The 18,312-nt window shown below is 69.3% G+C and carries 11 protein-coding genes; 6 read left to right on the forward strand and 5 right to left on the reverse strand.

Annotation, left to right across the window (positions count from 1 at the left end):
* Positions 1-13: 13 nt before the first annotated feature.
* Together rocD and ddaH are read right to left on the reverse strand one after the other, a co-directional pair.
* Positions 14-1,237: an ornithine--oxo-acid transaminase gene (gene rocD, locus VB080_RS14940; protein WP_323419246.1), complete on the reverse strand. Its 1,224-nt coding sequence runs from the start codon at positions 1,235-1,237 to the stop codon at positions 14-16.
* Positions 1,234-2,082 carry a dimethylargininase gene (ddaH, locus tag VB080_RS14945; protein WP_323419247.1) on the reverse strand — a complete coding sequence of 283 codons (849 nt, stop codon included), beginning with the start codon at positions 2,080-2,082 and terminating at the stop codon, positions 1,234-1,236. Before ddaH ends, rocD begins: the two co-directional genes overlap by 4 nt.
* Before the next feature lie 102 nt (positions 2,083-2,184).
* Here ddaH and VB080_RS14950 point away from each other — a divergent pair, with 102 nt between their 5' ends.
* The 6 genes from VB080_RS14950 (at position 2,185) to VB080_RS14975 (ending at position 9,292) form a co-directional block, all read left to right on the forward strand.
* Positions 2,185-2,622, forward strand: a complete 438-nt coding sequence (locus VB080_RS14950) for an Lrp/AsnC family transcriptional regulator (RefSeq protein ID WP_323419248.1) — start codon at positions 2,185-2,187, stop codon at positions 2,620-2,622.
* A gap of 112 nt (positions 2,623-2,734) precedes the next feature.
* Complete coding sequence (locus tag VB080_RS14955; protein WP_323419249.1) at positions 2,735-4,126, forward strand: ABC transporter substrate-binding protein; 1,392 nt, start codon at positions 2,735-2,737, stop codon at positions 4,124-4,126.
* Positions 4,127-4,216: 90 nt separating this feature from the next.
* Positions 4,217-5,203 carry a sugar ABC transporter permease gene (locus VB080_RS14960; RefSeq protein ID WP_323419250.1) on the forward strand — a complete coding sequence of 329 codons (987 nt, stop codon included), beginning with the start codon at positions 4,217-4,219 and terminating at the stop codon, positions 5,201-5,203.
* Positions 5,200-6,111, forward strand: a complete 912-nt coding sequence (locus VB080_RS14965; protein WP_323419251.1) for a carbohydrate ABC transporter permease — start codon at positions 5,200-5,202, stop codon at positions 6,109-6,111. Before VB080_RS14960 ends, VB080_RS14965 begins: the two co-directional genes overlap by 4 nt.
* Positions 6,112-6,116: 5 nt before the next feature.
* Positions 6,117-6,881: an HAD-IA family hydrolase gene (locus VB080_RS14970; RefSeq protein ID WP_323419284.1), complete on the forward strand. Its 765-nt coding sequence runs from the start codon at positions 6,117-6,119 to the stop codon at positions 6,879-6,881.
* Positions 6,878-9,292 (forward strand): glycoside hydrolase family 65 protein, encoded by a 2,415-nt coding sequence (locus VB080_RS14975; RefSeq protein ID WP_323419252.1) that lies wholly within the window; start codon positions 6,878-6,880, stop codon positions 9,290-9,292. Before VB080_RS14970 ends, VB080_RS14975 begins: the two co-directional genes overlap by 4 nt.
* Before the next feature lie 39 nt (positions 9,293-9,331).
* Here the strand turns inward: VB080_RS14975 and VB080_RS14980 are convergent, their stop codons facing one another.
* The 3 genes from VB080_RS14980 to VB080_RS14990 all read right to left on the reverse strand — a co-directional run bounded on the left by VB080_RS14980 (position 9,332) and on the right by VB080_RS14990 (position 18,125).
* A complete protein-coding gene (locus VB080_RS14980) occupies positions 9,332-10,345 on the reverse strand; it encodes a LacI family DNA-binding transcriptional regulator (protein WP_323419253.1) in 1,014 nt (337 codons plus the stop codon).
* A 110-nt stretch (positions 10,346-10,455) separates the two neighbouring features.
* The gene (locus tag VB080_RS14985) at positions 10,456-13,191 is read right to left on the reverse strand and encodes a sulfide/dihydroorotate dehydrogenase-like FAD/NAD-binding protein (RefSeq protein ID WP_323419254.1); all 2,736 of its coding nucleotides are present in this window, start codon (positions 13,189-13,191) and stop codon (positions 10,456-10,458) included.
* Entirely contained in the window at positions 13,188-18,125 is a 4,938-nt protein-coding gene (locus VB080_RS14990; RefSeq protein WP_323419255.1) for a 2-oxoacid:acceptor oxidoreductase family protein, read from the reverse strand. The genes VB080_RS14985 and VB080_RS14990 overlap by 4 nt, the downstream gene beginning before the upstream one ends.
* Between the last annotated feature and the right edge of the window lie 187 nt (positions 18,126-18,312).

Consider the following 18,312-nt stretch of genomic DNA (forward strand, 5'->3'; position numbering starts at 1 on the left):
CGGCGCGGCCGGCTCAGGCCGCCAGTTCGCGCAGCACGGCCTCGAACTGGTCGACCGCCCAGTCGAGTTCCTCACAGGTCACCACGATCGGCGGCGCCAGCCGGATGGTGGAGCCGTGGGTGTCCTTGGCCAGCACGCCCCGTTCGGCGAGCAGCTCGCAGACCCGGCGCCCCGAACCCAGCCGGGGATCGATGTCGATCCCCGCCCACAGCCCACGCACACGCACGGCATCAACTCCCTGACCGACCAGGGCTTCGAGCCGGCGTCGCAGTTGCTCGCCCAGTTCGCGCGCCCTGGCCTGGTACTGCCCGGTCTCCAGCAACTCCACCACTGCCAGGCCCACGGCGGCCGCCAGCGGGTTGCCGCCAAAGGTCGAACCGTGCTCGCCGGGACGCAGCACGCCCAGAGTGCGTGCGTCCCCGACCACCGCACTCACCGGGACGATGCCACCGCCCAGGGCCTTGCCCAGCAGATAGAGATCGGGCACCACGCCCGCGTTGTCGCACTCGAAGGTGGCGCCGGTCCGTCCCAGCCCCGACTGGATCTCGTCGGCGATGAACAGCACGTTGCGCTCACTGGTCAGCCGTCGGACCTCGGCGAGGTAGCCGTCCGGCGGCAGCACCACCCCGGCCTCGCCCTGGATCGGCTCGACCAGGACGGCCACGGTCTGGTCGGTGATCGCGGCGGCGAGCGCCTCGGCGTCCCCGTACCGGACGCTGACGAAACCCGGCGTGAACGGGCCGAAGTCGTCGCGGGCGGTGGGGTCGGAGGAGAAGCCAACGATGGTGGTGGTACGGCCGTGGAAGTTGCCCTCGGCGACGATGATGGTGGCCTGGTCCTGCGGCACCCCCTTGACTCGGTAGCCCCAGGCGCGGGCGACCTTGATGGCCGATTCGACGGCCTCGGCGCCGGTGTTCATCGGCAGCACCATGTCCTTGCCTGCCAATCGGGCCAGCCGGGCGAGGAACTCCCCGAGCCGGTCGTTGTGGAAGGCCCGGCTGGTGAGGGTCACTCGATCCAGTTGCTCGCGAGCGGCGGCGACCAGGTCGGGGTGCCGGTGCCCGAAATTCACCGCCGAGTAGGCGGCCAGGCAGTCCAGGTACTTGCGGCCGTCGACATCGACCACCCAGGCGCCCTCGCCACCGGCGATCACCACCGGAAGCGGGTGGTAGTTGTGGGCGCCGTAGCGCTCGGCCTGCTCGATGTAGGCGGCGGTCTCGTTCTTGACTGTGGTCACTTTCTCAACTCCAGGGTGCAGCACTTGACCCCGCCACCGCCGAGCAGGAGTTCGGACAGGTCGACCGGGTGGGGGACGTAGCCACGGTCGCGCAATTGGCGCTCGAAGTCCTTCGCGGCCGCGGCGATGACCACATTGTGCCCGTCACTGAAGCTGTTCAGCCCCAGAACGCCGGCGTCCTCCACACCGACATGGATCGCCTCGGGGAACCGCTCGGCCAGCACCGTCCGGGAGGCCTCGTCAAAGGCCTGGGGGAGATAGGCGATGGCCCCCGGCCCACCGGCAGGCTGCAGGACGGCGACAGCAGTGTCGAGGTGGTAGAACCGCGGGTCGACCAGGCGGAGCGACAGCACCTCGCGGCCGAAGACGGCCCGCAGTTCGTCGTGGCTGGCCAGCGAACTGCGGAAACCGGTCCCGGCCAGGATGACGTCGCCGACCGGCAGGAAGTCGCCCTCGCCCTCGTTGACCTCGACCGCCTGATGCGGACGAAAGCCGTGCGCAGCCAGCCACTCCAGGTAGAGCGGGCCCTCTGGTGCGCGTTGCGGGTACTGGAAGCGCGCGCCGTAGGCGATGCCGTCCATCGTGAAACCGCCGTTGGCCGCGTAGACCATGTCCGGCAGGCCGGGGGCCGGGTCGATCAGGTGCACCTGGTAGCCGAGGTCGAGGTAGGTGCGATAGAGCTGCTCCCACTGCCGCACCGCCAGACCGGTGTCGGTCGGCAACTGCGGGTGCATCCACGGGTTGATCCGGTAGCGAACGGTGAAGTGATCGGGACGGCACATCAGGACCGTGGGACGGGTGGCGGTGCCGACGGAACTGGACAGCTCAGGCTCGATCATGGTCATGCCTTCCAGTTTCACAAAGATTCGACGCGGATACTCGCGACCACGCGCAAAATCTTTGCTCGCTCGCGGCTAGTGCGCATGATATCGGCGTACCATGCCACTATGGACGAGCTCGACCGGGGAATCATCAAGCTGCTGCGCGGCAATGCCCGGGCCGGGTACGGCGATCTCGGGGACGCGGTGGGACTGTCGGCCTCCGCGGTCAAACGCCGGATCGACCGCCTCGTGGCAGACGGCGTCATCCGCGGCTTCACCGTGGAACTGGACCCCGGCTACGACGGCCTGGCCATTGAGGCACATGTGGAGGTCTTCTGCCGCGGCATCGTCGCACCCGACGCCCTGCGCCGGATCCTGACGACCATCCCCGAGGTGGTCGAGGCCAGCACCGTCACCGGCGAAGCCGATGCGGTCGTCACCATCCGCGCCCGCGACATGCCCAGCCTCGAACAGGCGCTGGAGCGTCTCCGGGATGCCCCCGGCATCGACCACACCCGCAGCGCCGTGGTGCTCTCGCCGCTGCTGCGGCGCACACCGCGATAAGAACCCGTCGTTACCAAATCGTGAGGAAAGCGCACGTGTAAGCGCTTGCAATTTCCCTATGCAAGCGCTTACCTTAGTGCTGTCCAGGACCACGACGAAGTGGAGGTCTTCCATGTCACACCGACGTCATCTCTCAGTTCCCCTGGCTGCCGGCCTCGCTCTACTGCTCCCGCTGGCTGCTTGTTCGAGCACGACTCCGACTCCTGAGCCGGCCCAGCCATCATCGTCGGGTGCGAGTAGCCCCAGCGGCGATCCCACCTGTGCGGCCTTCGAGCAGTACGGCGATCTGACCGGCAAGACCGTCTCGGTCTATGCGGTGTTCATCGACACCGAGGGGCAGCAGTACGAGCAGTCCTTCGACCTGTTCGAGAAGTGCACCGGCGCCACCGTCGCCTACGAGGGCTCCCGCGACTTCGAGGCCCAGCTCCCCGTCCGGGTGGCCGCTGACGCGCTGCCCGACATCGCGATCTTCCCGCAGCCCGGCCTGCTGAAGACCACCGTCGCCTCCGGCAAGGTGAAGGCTGCCCCGGCGAGCGTCGAGTCCAATGTCGACCAGTACTGGTCGGACTCGTGGAAGGCCTACGGCACAGTGGACGGCACGTTCTACGCCGCGCCGCTGGGCGCTTCGGCCAAGTCCTTCGTGTGGTACTCGCCGTCGATGTTCGCCGACGCCGGGTACACCGTCCCGACCACCTGGGACGAGCTCATCACCCTGACCGAGAAGATCGCGAACGACGGCAAGGCCAAGCCGTGGTGCGCCGGCATCGAGTCCGGCACCGCCACCGGCTGGCCGGGCACCGACTGGGTGGAGGACATGGTGCTCCGCTTCGCCGGCGGCGAGACCTACGACAAGTGGGTGTCCCACGAGATCCCGTTCAACGATCCGGCGATCGTGAACGCGCTGCAGGAGATGGGCAAGATCCTGCGCAACGACAAGTACGTCAACGCCGGCATCGGCAACGTCCAGTCGATCGCCACCGAGCCGTGGACCGACGCCGGCTACCCGATCGTCGACGGCGAGTGCTACCTGCACCGGGCGGCGTCCTTCTACCAGACCAACTGGACCACGCTGGACGAGTCGATCAAGGTCGGCCCCGACGGCGACGTGTGGGTGTTCCCGCTGCCCGGCAAGACCGCCGACTCCAAGCCGGTGATCGGTGGCGGCGACTTCGTCGCGGCGTTCGCCGACCGTCCCGAGGTGCAGGCCTTCCAGACCTACCTGTCCAGCCCGGAGTGGGCCAACGAGAAGGCCACCGCAACTCCGCAGGGCTGGGTGAGTGCCAACAACGGCCTGGACGCCAGCCTGCTGCAGTCCCCGATGGACCAGCTCGCCTTCCAGCTGCTTTCCGACCCCGGTGTCGAGTTCCGCTTCGACGGGTCCGACCTGATGCCGTCCGAGGTGGGGGCCGGGTCGTTCTGGAAGGAGATCACCAACTACTTCGCCCAGGGCAAGTCCGAGCAGGACGTGCTCGGTGCCATCGAGGCCTCCTGGCCCAAGAAGTAGCCACCGGACAGAGGTGACACCGCCCGGGCTCCGTTCCCTGACACAACGGGACCCGGGGCGGTGCCGCCGTCCGGGCTCGAAGGGAGGATGATGGACTTCCTGCTCCACCCCGACGACACTGCCGGGAAGCTACTGGGGATGCTGGTCGCCATCATGGCATTCGTCGCGGTGGTCGGGTTGATCCTGCTGTTGCTGCGCCTGCCCAAGCGGCTACCACGCTGGGTGACCGTCCTGGGAATGCTGGCTCCGGCGCTGGTCGCGATGGCGTTCGGGCTGGTCTATCCGGCGCTGGTCACGATCGACAGTTCGTTCCGCGACCGCCAGGGCACCCAGTGGGTTGGCCTGGCCAACTACGTCCAGGCCTTCACCGAGGGCCAGTTCCTGATCGTGCTGCGCAATACCGTGCTGTGGGTCGTCCTGGTGCCTCTGCTGGCAACCGGCGTCGGCCTGCTGTACGCCGCGCTGGTCGACCGGACCCGGTTCGAGAAGCTGGCCAAGACGATGGTCTTCCTGCCGATGGCGATCTCCATGGTGGGCGCCTCCATCATCTGGAAGTTCGTCTACGACAACAAAGTGGGCCTGCTGTCCGAGGTCTACGTCCAGTTCGCCCGGCTGTTCGGCGCCACCGATCCGACCGCACCCCAGTGGCTGCTGAACTCGCCGTGGAACAACTTCTTCCTGATCATCGTGATGGTCTGGATCCAGGCGGGCTTCGCGATGACCGTCCTGTCGGCGGCGATCAAGGCCATCCCCGACGACATCATCGAGGCCGCCCGGCTCGACGGGCTGGGCGGGGCACGCATGTTCCGCTACATCACCGTCCCGATGATCCGGCCCTCGCTGGTGGTGGTACTCACCACGGTCGCGATGGCCAGCCTGAAGGCCTTCGACGTGGTGCGCACCATGACCGGTGGCAACTACGACACCTCGGTGGTGGCCAACGAGTTCTACACCCAGTCGTTCACCAACCAGAACCGCGGGCTGGGCTCTGCGCTGGCAGTGCTGCTGTTCATCATCATCATCCCGGTGATCGCCTACAACGTTCGTCAACTCAAGATGTCGGAGGACGTCCGATGAGCGCCAGCACAGCAGCCCCACGCCGGCTCAGCCGCCGGGAGCGCCGGGCAGTCGACGCCACCAACCGGCTCGGCTCGCCGTGGGCATCCGCTCTGGCGATGGTGATCGCGATCGCCTGGACGATCCCTACCTTCGGCCTGCTGGTCACCTCCTTCCGCGACAACCGCCGCGACATCAGCCGAACCGGCTGGTGGGAGGCACTGCTGCCGGCCAATTGGGGCAGTTTCGGGCTGAGCAACTACCAGGCCGCGCTGGGGGAGCAGAACCAGCTGGGCAACTATTTCGTGAACTCCATCGTGGTCACCCTGCCGTCGGTGATCATCCCGATCTCGCTGGCACTGCTGGCCGCCTACGCTTTCGCCTGGATCGACTTCAAGGGCCGCAACCTGCTGTTCATCGTGGTGTTCTCGCTGCAGGTGGTGCCGATCCAGGTGACCATGATCCCGCTGCTCACCCAGTACGTGAACTGGGGCCTCAACGGCAGCTACTGGGTGTTGTGGCTGTCCCACACCATGTTCGGCCTGCCGCTGGCGATCTTCCTGCTGCACAACTTCATGAAGGAGATTCCGAACTCGCTGGTCGAGGCAGCCCTGGTGGACGGTGCCGGGCACGTGACCGTCTTCTGGCGGATCATCCTGCCGCTGATGACCCCGGCGATCGCCTCGTTGGGCATCTTCCAGTTCCTGTGGGTGTGGAACGACCTGCTGGTGGCGCTGGCCTTCGCCGGCAATACCCCGAACGTGGCGCCACTGACCGCCCGGTTGTCCGACATGGTCGGCTCCCGCGGGTCGGCCTGGCACCTGCTGTCGGCCGGCGCGTTCATCTCGATGCTGGTGCCGATGGGCGTCTTCCTCGCCCTGCAGCGGTTCTTCGTCCGTGGCCTGCTGGCCGGTTCGGTGAAGGGATGACGGCGATGGTGCTGGCTGCCGGCACACCGCCGGTGCCGGAATGTCTGGCTGCTGCCCGGGCGGTGCTCTTCGACCTGGACGGCGTGCTGCTGTCGACCTCGCAGCTGCACCGCGAGGCCTGGGCAGAGCTGTTCGCCGGCTGGTTCGCCGAGCACGGGATCGTCCCGGCCTACACCGAGGACGACTACTTCCGGTTGCTCGACGGCCGGCCGCGCTACGACGGGGTCCGCGCGGTGCTCGCCTCCCGCGGCGTGGAGCTTCCCTGGGGAGCACCGGTGGACCCGCCGGATGCCGACACCATCTGTGGCCTGGGCAATCGCAAGAACGCCGGCTTCGAGCAGGCCCTCGCCGAGCGCGGTCCCCGGCTGTTCCCCGACACCGTCGCGGTCCTGCTGCGGCTGCTGCGCGAGGGGAAGCGGCTGGCCGTCGTCTCCAGCTCGCGCAACGCCTCAGCGGCGCTTGCCGCTGCCGGGATCGCCGACGCCTTCGACGTCGTGGTGGACGGCCAGGTGGCTGCCGAACAGCGGCTGGCGGGAAAGCCCGCCCCGGACACCTTCGTCCACGCCGCCGCCGAACTGGCGGTGCCGGTCGATCAGGCGGTCGTGGTCGAGGATGCCACCTTCGGTGTGGCAGCCGGACGCGCCGGCGGTTTCGGGCTGGTCGTCGGGGTCGACCGGGGGGCCGGCGCCGAGGCGCTGTTGGCCGCAGGTGCCGATGCGGTGGTCGGCTCGCTGGCCGAACTCGTCGACCCGGCGGCCGGTGGACGATGACTGCCGACCTGACACAGACGGGGGCGGGGTTCGCCGACCCACTTGACCGCGACCGGTTCCCGGTCGACGAGTGGGGGCTGCGGGAGGTGCTGGCGCCGGTGCCCGGGGGGGCGCTTCGCGAGGACGGCGTCAGCGCCACCCTGTTCGGGCTGGCCAATGGTTACCTCGGCGTCCGCGGGGACGGGGACGGTACCCGCGGCCCCGGTCACGGCAGTTTCATCAATGGCTTCCACGAGACCTACCGGATCCGGCACGCCGAGGACGCCTACGGACTGGCGCGTTGCGGCCAGGTGATCCAGGGCGTGCCCGACCTGGCTGGGTTCGCGGTGACCTGCGACGGCGCCCCGCTGGCCCGGCCCGCCGCCACGCTGGTCGAGGCCTCCCGCTGTCTTGACTTCCGGGGTGGCTTCAGCGAGCACACCGCGCTGTGGCAGTTGCCGTCCGGCGAACGCCTGCAGGTCGCCCAGCGCCGGATGGTGAGTCTGGATCAGGCCCACCTGGCCGTGTTCGAGTGCACGGTGACCGCCCTTGACGGCGCCCACGAGGTGGAGGTTGCAGCCCTGCTCGCCGACACCGGGCCAGAAGACGCACAAGCCAGCGCCGGCATGGACCCACGCCGGACCGAGCGCGCCGAGGGGGGCGGGTTGGAGCCGTGCGGCAACTGGTCCACAGACCAGGTCGAGGTACGCGCGTACCGCTGCCGCAACTCCCGGCAGGTGGTGGTACTGGGTAGCACCCAGGTCAGCATCTCCCGCGGCCCGGCGGCCCGGGTGGGGAGGGTCACCCGGACGACGCTGGAGGCTGGGGAGAGCCTGCGGGTCACCACCCTCGCCGCCTACCACAGCTCGCCGTCGGATCCGCTGGGGGTGGCCGGGGACGGGCTGACGCTCGCCGGGCCGGAACCCGACCCCGAGGTGCTGGCCGCCGACTGCCGCGCCACCCTCGAGGCCGCGCTGGCAGCCGGGACGGAGGCGCTGTGGGGAGTGCAGCGGACCTGGCTGGAGCGGTTCTGGGACCGGGCAGATGTCCGCATCACCACCGCCGAAGGTCAGGCTGAACTCCAGCAGGCGGTCCGATGGGCGCTGTTTCAGCTCGCTCAGGCCTCAGCCCAGGTCGCCGGGCACGGGATCAGCGCGAAGGGACTGAGCGGGTCGGGCTACTCGGGACACTACTTCTGGGACACCGAGATCTACGTACTGCCGTTCCTGATCTACACCGACCCTGCGGCAGCCCGGGCACTGCTGGAGTTCCGGCACGCCATGCTGCCGGCCGCCCGCCGGCGGGCTCGTGTCCTGGACGTGGCCGGAGCACTGTTCCCCTGGCGCACGATCAACGGCGAGGAGGCTTCCGCCTACTACCCGGCCGGAACCGCGCAGTACCACATCGACGCCGACATCGCCTTCGCCGTCTGTCAGTATGCGGCGATCACCGGCGACACCGACTTCCTGGCCAACCAGGGTGTCGACCTGCTGGTCGAGACCGCGCGGATGTGGCTCAGCCTCGGCTTCTGGCAGGCCGACGGCGATGGCTGCTTCCACCTCCACGGGGTCACCGGCCCGGACGAGTACACCGCCGTGGTGGACGACAACCTGTACACCAACGTGCTCGCGCGGTTCAACCTGCGCCGGGCCGGCGAGGTGCTCGCCGACCTGGCCGTCACCGATCCGCCCGCCCGGGCCCGGGCCGTCAGCCGGCTCGGCATCGGCGCGGACGAGCCGGTGTCCTGGCTCCGGGCCGCGGAGGGGATGTACGTCCCCTGGGACGAACAGCGCGGTATTCATCCCCAGGACGCCCACTTCCTGAGCCGGCGGCGCTGGGACCTCTCGGCCACATCGGAGCAGCGTCCGTTGCTGCTGCACCACCACTCGCTGGTGATCTACCGGCACCAGGTGCTGAAGCAGGCCGACGTGGTGTTGGCACTGTTGCTGCGCAGCGCCGAGTTCACCGCAGCCCAGAAGCGGGCCGATTTCGACTACTACGACCCGATCACCACCGGTGACTCGACCCTGTCGGCGGTCTCCCAGTCGGTGGTCGCCGCCGAAGTGGGGCACGGTGACCTCGCCCTGGAACAGTTCCGCTCCGCGCTGTTCGTCGACCTGGCCAACCGGCACCACAACACCACTGACGGCGTACACCTTGCGGCTGCCGGCGGTGTGTGGGGAGTGCTGGTCTGTGGCTTCGGCGGGCTGCGGGACTCCGGCGAATCCCCGTCGCTGGATCCCCGGCTACCCACCGGCTGGGACGCGCTGGAGTTCAGCCTCACCATCGGTGGCTCCCGGATCGCGGTGCATGTCGACCACGACGGCCTCACCCTCACCCTGGCCGCAGGCCCACCAGCCGAACTCCGCGTCCACGACCAACTGGTGGCCGTCTCGCCCGGCCTGCCGGTCCGCATCCCCACCCCTGGCTGAGGGTGGGTTTGACGCAGGTTGGGCCGGCTGGCTCGTGGGTCAGACCCTGCGGGGCGCCCCGGTGGACGAGCGGTGCCGCAGGCTGGTCTCGAAGATCACCCGGGAGTCGGCGGCGTCGCCGTCCTGACCGGACAGCGACGCGAGCAGCATGGCCGCTGCCTGGGCGCCCTGCTCGTAGGCGGGCTGGGCAATGGTGGTGAGGTCCATCACGTCGGCCAGGCTGTGGCCGTCGAGGCCGATGATCGACACGTCCACGCCGACCTCCAGCCCGCGTCCCCGAACCGCCTTGATCGCCCCCATCGCCATCTCGTCGGAGGCGGCAAAGATCGCGGTCAGGTCGGGGCGGCGCTGCAGCAGGGCCAGCGCGCTGTCGTGGCCACCCCAGGCGGTGAAGTCGCCCTCGACGTCCAGCCCCTCGGACTCCAGTCCGGCCGCGGCGAGGGTGCGCAACCAGCCCTCGCGACGCCTGGTGGTGGGGGAGTACGGCGCCTGGTCTGCCCGCCGTCCGCCGATATGCCCGATCACCCGGTGTCCGAGGTCGAGCAGGTGCCGGGTGGCCTGCACGGCCGCGGCGCGGTCGTCAATCCCGACGAACCCGAAACCGGGCTGCTGGACGGAGACGAACACCGCGGGCATGCCCAGCGAGCGCAGCCGCTCCACCTCGTCGGCCGAGAACGACAGGCTGGCCACCAGGACGGCGTCCACCCGGCCGCGCAGGACGTCGGGGTCGAACGGCTTGCGCGGCACCGGGCTCTCCGGCAGGGAGTACAGCAAGGCGTCGAAGCCCGCCTGGCGCAGCGTGTGCTCGGCGCCCTCGAAAGCGGTGGCGAAGAACCACCGCGAGACCGACGGAGCGACCAGGCCGACCGTCCGGGTGCGTCCGCTGGCCAGCGCGGAGGCGCTGCGGGACGGGACGTAACCGAGCCGGGCCGCGATCTCCAGTACCGCATCCCGGGTCGCCGGGGTGACATTCGGCAACCCGCGCAGGGCGCGCGACACCGTCGCGGTGGAAACTCCCGCCACCCGCGCGACGTCCTCGATGCTGATCGCCATGTCAGAGCCATTCTGCCCGGTGAAACCTGCCGGGCCAGGGATCTTGCGGCTCGCGTCGCGCACCGGGTCGGCGGGCTGCAGTTCCCCGGCAGGGCTCGCAGCGGATCCGGTCAGAACCCGTGCCTCAGGCGGCTCTCCTGTTCCTGGTTGCGGAAGAGGCTGAAGCGGGGCAGGAACTTGTCCCAGTCGATGGCATGGCCGTCGATCTCGGGACCGTCGATACAGGCATGTTTGCGGACCAGCCGGTCGCCCTCGGTGACCGGGACCATGCAGGCGCCGCACATGCCGGTGGCGTCCACCATGATCGAGTTCAGGCTGGCCACGGTCGGCACCCCGTACGGTTTGGTGAGATCGGAGACCGAGCGCATCATCAGCGGCGGCCCGATCGTCACCACCTCGGCGATCCGCCGGTGCCGGCCCCGGCCGGACCGCTCGGCCTGCAGCATGTCCTCCAGCGGAGCGGTGACGAAGCCCTGCACCCCGAACGAGCCGTCGTTGGTGGCGTAGATGACGTCCAGTTGCTTGCCGAACTCCGACTGCAGCTGGCCAACCCGCTCGTCCGGGGCGTCCCAGAACATCAGGTCGGCGGTGCGGAAGCCGGAGATCAGCGTGACGTGGTTGCCCAGCCGCAGGTGCTCGCGCATGATCGGGTAGACCGGGGGCAGGCCCAGCCCGCCGGCGGTGAACACCACCGTCTGGTCGTCGTCGTACCGCTCCACGTCGCTGGGCCGGCCGAGCGGGCCGGCGATCCCGGCCAGCGCCTGTCCGACGGCCATCTCGTTCAGCGACAAGGTGGTGGTGCCCATGCCCTGGACGACCAGCGTCACCGTTCCCGCCTCGGCGTCCCAGTCGGCCAGGGTGAGCGGGATCAGCTCACCGTGGGGTTCGATCAGTACCCGGACGAACTGGCCGGCCCGCGCCGTCCGGGCGATCACCGGGGCCCGGACGGTGAACTCCTCGATGCCGAAGCTGAGGTGCTGCTTGGCCACGATCACCGGCAACTCGGCCGCCATGTCGGTGTAGGCCGATGCCCGGGTCACCTTGTCGATCACCTCGGCCGGGTCGAACTCGTCCAGGGTGCCGATGATCTCGCGAGCGGCGGTCTGGCCGTCACCGGCGGCCCGGATCGCCGTGGATCCGCCGCGGGCTGCGTCGCCGCCGGTGTAGACCCCGGCCAGCGAGGTCTGCTTGGAGGCGTCGTCGGGCTGCTCGATGGTGCCGTACTTCGACACCTCCAACCGGGGCTCGGAATCCTTGATGATCGGGTTGGCCGAGTTGCCCAGCGCCATGATCACCAGGTCGGCGTCCAGCTTCTCGGTGAGGCCGGTCGGCAGCGGACGGCGCCGGCCGGAGGCGTCCGGCTCGCCCAGGCCCATGGTTTCGCAGACCGCGCTGGTGACGAAGCCTCGCTCGTCCCCGGTGAACTCCACCGGGGAACGCAGTACGGCGAGCTCGATGCCCTCCTCCAGGGCGTGCTCGAGTTCCTCCACCCGGGCCGGCATCTCGGCACGGGTACGGCGGTAGACGATGGTCACGTGGCCGCCCAGCCGGCGGGCGGTGCGGGCGGCGTCCATCGCGGTGTTGCCGCCGCCGACCACCAGCACCTGCCTGCCCCTGACCAGCGGCAGCGGGGTCTCCCGCTCGGCCTTGTGGGCCTGCATCAGGTTCACCCGGGTGAGGAACTCGTTGGCGCTCATCACGTTCAGCAGGTGCTCACCGGGGACGTTCAGGAAGCGGGGGAGCCCGGCTCCGGAGCCGACGAACACCTTGGCGAAGCCGGCGTCCCTCAACTGCTCCAAGGTGGCCGTCTTGCCGACCACGAAGTTGGTGACGAAGCGTCCGCCGAGCAGCCGGATCTTGGCCACCACGTCGTCAATCAGCTGGTTCGGCAGCCGGAACTCCGGAATGCCGTAGCGCAGCACGCCGCCGAGCTCGTGGAAGGCCTCGAAGACGGTGACCGGGAAGCCCTCCTCGGCCAGCAGGTAGGCGGTGATCAGCCCGGACGGACCGGAACCGACGATCGCCACCGGCGGTTTGGTGGCCAGCAGCCACGGGTCGCGGACGTGGGCGAACCGCCGGGTGACGGCGTCCGGATCGGCCAGCTTCTCCCACTCCGGCAGGAACCACTCCACCTGGCCGATGGTCATCGCCTGCTTGTGGATGCACATCCCCTGGCACTGCAGTTCCTGGGGGCAGACCCGGCCGGTGACGTTCGGCAGCGGATTGCAGCCCTCCAGCAGTTGCAGCGCCTCGGTGAACCGACCGTTGCCGAGCAACTCGAACATCTGTGGAATGTGGATCCGCACCGGGCAGCCGCCCTGCGGCTCGCGGTGCCCGGCCAGCAGGACACCCAACTCGCAGGGCGCCTCGGCGCACTGCTTGTCGCGCAGTGCCTCCAGCCAGACGAAGAGCTCGACGTCACGGCGGGTGTAGCCGAGGTCCATATAACCCAGGTAGCCCTTGTTGACCAGCTCGAAGTCTTCGCAGCGGTCCTCGGGCTTGCGGATGTACGGCGGGATCGCCGAGCCGGCCGGCCAGTTGCGGGACAGGCCGGCAAACATCGGGTAGCGGTCGGACAGGTGTGCGTCCAGGGCTCGGATGAAAGCCCGCTTCTTGCCCACCGACAGCCGCCACAGGAAACGCATCAGCACCCGGGCGGCATCGTCGTCGCGGGAGAGCGCCTCCCACAGCGCGAGGGTGAACTCCGCGGACAGGTCGGGCTGCTGGAACTCCCAGGCCACCGCTTCCATGCCGTCGGCGGTGAACAACTCACGGAAGGAGCGGGGATCGGCCGAGAGCCGCCGTTCCAGCAAGCCGAGTTGGTTGGCGAAGGAGATATTGCTCATTGGATGATCTCCGCGTCGCAGGTGGCCTTCACCCGGGCGATCCGGGCTGCCAGTTCGGGCGTCACCTCCAGGTTGTCAAGGCTGCCCTCGCGCATCCGTCCCACCGTTCTCGGCGCACCGTCGATCACCACGGTGGCCTTCTCGAACAGCTGCGGCAGCTCCTGGTAGCAGGTCGCGCAGTCGTTGCAGCGGGGCAGGTCCTCTTCGGCCAGCCAGATCGGCCGCTCGGCAACCGCCGTCGTGGCCGCGGCCGGCACCGCAGCCGGTGCCGGGAACGGACCCGGCATACCCAGGCCGAGCTGGAGCGGTCCGCCGACCGGAGCTCCGCTGGAGGTGGCCAGATCGGCCATGGCCTGGGCGATCGTGTCCAGCGACTGCTCGCGGGCGTCGACGGCTTCGCCATAGCGGGCGGTCAGAGCCTCCAACTCGGCGCGATGCTGCGCGGTCAGCGCGGCCTCGCTCTGCCCGGCGAGGAACTGCAACAGCTGCCAGTGCCGCTTGCGCTCCTCGACCAGTTCGACGATCGCCGCCGAGCAGGCCATCCGGACCAACTGCTTGCGCCGGTCAGTGGAGTAGACGAACGGGATCTTGCCCAGTCGCTGCTCGGGTGCCAACTCGATGAACTCGGCGATCGGGACGGCGGCCGCCTCCTCGTGCACAGCCAGCCAGCGGAACTGCTTGGCGAACCGTACCTCGCCCAGCGCGAACTCGGCCGGGGTGAGCGGCATGGTCATCAGCTGCAGGGTGCGGGTCTCGTCCAGATAGTCCAGCGTGGTGGTGGTCCACAGCTGGTCGACGGCAGGGTTGCCGTCCAGGCTGAACCGCTCGGCCAGGCTGTCGCCACGGCGCGGGTCGTGGACGAACAGCGGGCTCATCCGGCTCTCCACCGCCATCCGGGAACGGGCATTGGCCAGGTCCTCGGCCATCCCGTTCTCGGTATCACAGGGGGCGTAGGTGACCATCAGCGCGGCGCCGTCGGTGTAGCCGAGCATGTCGGCCGCGGCCCGCAGGAAGTGGCCGTGGTAGGCCGAGGCCGTCGAGGCCACGAACACGCCCGGGTGGAAGACCGCCAGGAGACCGAGCTCCTTGCGCGCCTCGCGTTTGCCGGTGTGCGCGCCACCGAACCGGGCCAGGTCGGCGTCCTGGCCGCGGAAGCTTGCCGTGGAGGCCTGGCCGCCGGTATTGGAGTAGCCACCGGTGTCCAGCACCAGCGACTTGATCGGGGTGCCGGAGGCCAGCACCCGCGACATCGCACCGAAACCGATGTCGAAGGCGGCGCCGTCGCCACTGATGGTCAGCACAGCCGGGACGAGCGCCCGCTCGGCCGCGGTGAAGTCGTGCCAGGACAGGGTGCGCAAGGTGGCGTCATGGACTGCCGGGTTGTAGCTGCCGGCCAGTTCCAGCTTCGCCACCCGCAGTGCGCGGACCTCGTCCACCAGCGCGGACACGATGCCCTCGTAGATGCCGGAGGCGAGTGGTTGGGCGTCCTGGAACAGGCCGTTGACCCACGGGTCGAGGTAGGGCGAGAACGGCATCGTCGAGGCGTAGACGCTGGAGCAGCCGGTGGAGTTCGCGATCACCGCCGGTGCCGGCCCGTTGCCGGTCGGGCCGGACTCGTACAGGTACAGCCGGCGTTCCAGTTCGGCAATGGTGGTGTCGACCCGCTTCGCCCGCGGGCTGCCGGCCGGGACGGTCTCCAGCAGGTTGCGGAGTTCCTCGATGGTGTCATCGAGTTCCCGCAGATGAGCCTGCCGGTTGAGCTCGCCCAGGCTGTGGCTGAGGGCGGTCACCAGGTGGATGGCGGTCACCTCGCCGCAGCCCCGGCAGGCACCGTGGCCGCCGGTCATCGAGTAGTAGCTGTCCCGGGCCAGCAGCAGCCGCTTCAGGTCGCCGGCCGGCGCGGTCGCGTCCGCGGTCAGCCGGGCCGGGGTGTCGGGCAACTGGGTGAGCCGGGAGAACCGGGTCTCCAGCATGCCCAGCAGCAGGTCGTCCTGGTCTGCCGGGGTGAGGGCGTCCGGGCCGCAGACCTCGATGCACTGCAGGCAGCCGGTGCACTTCCACGGGTCGACCACTGCGGAGAACAGCACCCCGCTGCCGGGCGATTGCTTCTCCATCGCGTCGAACAGCGGACGGGTGCGGGCCACCGGGAAAGCTGCGACGGCTTCGATCACGGCCTCAATGTGCCGGCCGAGTACCCGCTTGGGCGGAATCAGCTCGGCGGCCTGGCGGGCCAGCGCGGCGAAATCGTCGGCGGCCGAGTCGGCCAGGAACAGTCGGCGGATCTCCAGCGCCCAATCCGTGACCACCTCGCGCACCCGGGCCCGCGCGGTTTCTGGCAGGTCCGTGGCGTCGATCGCGGCGTGCAGCAGGTCGCCGAGCTCGTGGCCGGTGTTCGGAATGGCATTGTCCGGGCAGGCCAGGGCACATTCCATGCAGGCCGTGCAGGCGTCCGGGGTGAACACCGGCAGGGTCCGCCGGAACAGGCCCTTGTTCTTGTCCGCGCCGGTGCCGACCGGGATGAACAGTCCGGTGCCGGGGATGACCGGCGCCTCGTCGATGGTGCCCTCGCGGAACGGCTTGGCGACGATCTCCTCGAAGTAGCCGGGGTCGAACAGACCGGTGGCCCGCTGTTTGCCGACCGCCGGGGTCATCAGCGCCGACAGCGGGACGGAGACCCGCTCGGCGACCGAGACCGTCTCCAGCTGTTCGAATGCCGGGTCGGCGTAGTCCACTGCGACAGCCTGCATGCCGTCCCGGATCACTGCCATATTGGCCTCGACCACCGACAGGCCCTTGCGGCCGAACTTCTTCGACAACTCCGCCTTGACCTCTGCCTCGACCACGTCGAGGTTGGCGCCACGGGCGATCCGGTCGACATGGCCGATGATGGCTCCGATGAAGGCCATGCCCATCATCCGGGTCTCCAGCTCCGGGTTCGGGGCGTGCCGGCGGGCCACGGCGAAGGCGTCGAGGACGAAGAACCGGATATTGCGTTCGCGGATGGCGCGGCGGGCGAAGGCCGGCAACCCGGCCCAGACCTGCTGCGGGTCACCGGTGGACTGCAGGATGAGGGTGCCGCCGGACACCAGGCCCTTCAGTGGATTGGAGTGGGCGAACACCTGGTGGTCGGGGCAGACCACCACCTCGACATCCTCGAGTTCGGCGTTGGTCAGCAGCACCGGTTCGGGGGACAGGGTGACGTAGAAGTTGGTCGGCGCGCCAGACTTCTCCGAGCCGTACTTGGGCGCCGACTTCGAGTGCATCTCCAGCATCGACGCCAGGATGTCGGTCAGCAGCTTCCCGGTCGCGACCGTGCCGTAGCCGCCGACCGAGTGGAACCGGATCCGGAGGGCTTCAGCCGGCAGGACGGCCGGGTTCGGCTCGGTCGGCAACGCCATCAGTTCGGTCTCGGGGTAGGCGGTCCGCAGCCGGTTCTGGATCTCGGCCACCGCCGGGGTCGGGTTCTCGATGAAGAACTGCGAGCCCAGGTAGACCAGCTCGGCGCCGTTTCCGGAAGCCATCTGCTTCGCCGCGGCGACCAGGTGGCGGGGCTGCACGTCGTGGCCGCCCAGGCCGAAGATCGCCGTGGTGAGGGTGGGGAACACCCGGGCGTGGTAGAGCGCCTGGGTGACGAAGCGGGTGAGCGCGGTATCGTCGGAGCGCTCCAGGATGGTGACCGCCTTGGCGTTGCCGAGCGCGGCCACCAGGTCGGCCTCCGGGAAGGGCTGCAGCAGCTTGACCGACACCACACCGACCTTCAGCCCGAGCGAGCGCAGGTAGGGCAGCACGGCCCGGACGTCGTCGGTGATCGAGCCCATCCCGACGAACACGTAGTCGGCATCGGCGGTGTCGTGGGCGACCACCGGGGAGTACTGGCGTCCGGTCAACTCGGCGTACTCGGCCATCGCCCGGCGAACCAGGTCGGGGACGGCGTTGGCGAAGTGGGTGCGATGGTCGGCAGCGCCGGCCTGGAAGTCGGGCTGGTTCTGGACCGGGCCGGTCAGCCCCGGGTTGTGCGGATCGACCAGCGCCGGGACGAGTTGCCGGGTGCCCTTGCGCCAGGCGCCGAGCCACTGCCGGCGCCACTGCCCGTGCAGGTCGGCGGGCAGCCAGACCAGGGTCTGCTCGACCAACTCGCCGGCGTCGTCGGCCTCGACCTGCTCGGCCCGGGCCGCCAGCATGCCGCGCAGCGCTGCCAGATCGTCGGCCAGGATCGCAGCGGCATGCCGGTCGAGGTACTGGTTGAGCTGGAACACCCGTCCCTTGGCGCCGAACAGCAGTTCCTGGGCGACGGTGGGGCAGTCGACCCGTCCGGCCGGGTCACCGAGGTAGGCGGCGAGCAGTTCCGGCTCGGGCAGCAGCGCCTCGCTCATCACGTGGCTGGTGGCGAAGCCGTCCATCGCGTTGGCCACCGGGATCAGCGACAGCGCCGAGGTGCGGTAGGAGATCGCGGCCAGGTCGGCGGCCTCCTGCGGGTTGGAGCCGAACAGAATGGTGTAACCGGTGGGCAGCAGGGCGTAGACGTCGTCATGGCCGGCCATCACGTTGAGCGAGTGCCGGGTGACCACCCGGGCTGCCACCTGCAGGACGAAGCCGCCGATCTTCTTGCCGACCGTGACGTAGTGCGATTCCAGGCCGTACAGGATGCCCTGGCTGGAGGAGGCGTTGGAGATGAAATTGCCACCGGTCAACGCCGCGCCCAGCGCACCGCTCTGCGCGGAGTGTTCGCCCTCGGTCTCGACGAAGAACGGGTGCTTGCCCCAGACATTCAGTTGACCCTCGGCCCGGGCGGCTTCGAACAGCTCGGAGATCTCGGTGGACGGAGTGATCGGGTAGCCGATCACCCCGCCGCAGACGTGCTTCATCACGTGCGCGATGGCGCCATTGCCGTTGATGACGTCGGGGATGCCGGGGAACCGCGGCTGAGTGGTCATGTGGGTGTCCTGTCGAGTGCCACTGCGCCGCGCCAACACTGGAACCACGCGGCTTACTCAGCATTCTTGCCCGGTCCCCCTCCCCGGGTGCCGAAATCGAATAAGAGGAGGAGAATGGCTCGTATTTCAATTTAGCTGCGTCAGGACTTGGCTATTTCGCGCCATTCCGCTCGGGGCAGCTTTGCTG

The organism is Propionicimonas sp., assembly GCF_034927565.1.
GTDB lineage: Bacteria > Actinomycetota > Actinomycetes > Propionibacteriales > Propionibacteriaceae > Propionicimonas.

Excerpts from the sequence above, each read along its gene's own strand:
- VB080_RS14980 (WP_323419253.1), bottom strand. The coding sequence starts at position 10,345 with ATGGCGATCAGCATCGAGGACGTCGCGCGGGTGGCGGGAGTTTCCACC.
- VB080_RS14950 (WP_323419248.1), top strand. The coding sequence starts at position 2,185 with ATGGACGAGCTCGACCGGGGAATCATCAAGCTGCTGCGCGGCAATGCC.
- VB080_RS14955 (WP_323419249.1), top strand. The coding sequence starts at position 2,735 with ATGTCACACCGACGTCATCTCTCAGTTCCCCTGGCTGCCGGCCTCGCT.
- VB080_RS14990 (WP_323419255.1), bottom strand. The coding sequence starts at position 18,125 with ATGACCACTCAGCCGCGGTTCCCCGGCATCCCCGACGTCATCAACGGC.
- VB080_RS14960 (WP_323419250.1), top strand. The coding sequence starts at position 4,217 with ATGGACTTCCTGCTCCACCCCGACGACACTGCCGGGAAGCTACTGGGG.
- VB080_RS14970 (WP_323419284.1), top strand. The coding sequence starts at position 6,117 with ATGGTGCTGGCTGCCGGCACACCGCCGGTGCCGGAATGTCTGGCTGCT.
- VB080_RS14985 (WP_323419254.1), bottom strand. The coding sequence starts at position 13,191 with ATGAGCAATATCTCCTTCGCCAACCAACTCGGCTTGCTGGAACGGCGG.
- ddaH (WP_323419247.1), bottom strand. The coding sequence starts at position 2,082 with ATGACCATGATCGAGCCTGAGCTGTCCAGTTCCGTCGGCACCGCCACC.
- VB080_RS14965 (WP_323419251.1), top strand. The coding sequence starts at position 5,200 with ATGAGCGCCAGCACAGCAGCCCCACGCCGGCTCAGCCGCCGGGAGCGC.
- VB080_RS14975 (WP_323419252.1), top strand. The coding sequence starts at position 6,878 with ATGACTGCCGACCTGACACAGACGGGGGCGGGGTTCGCCGACCCACTT.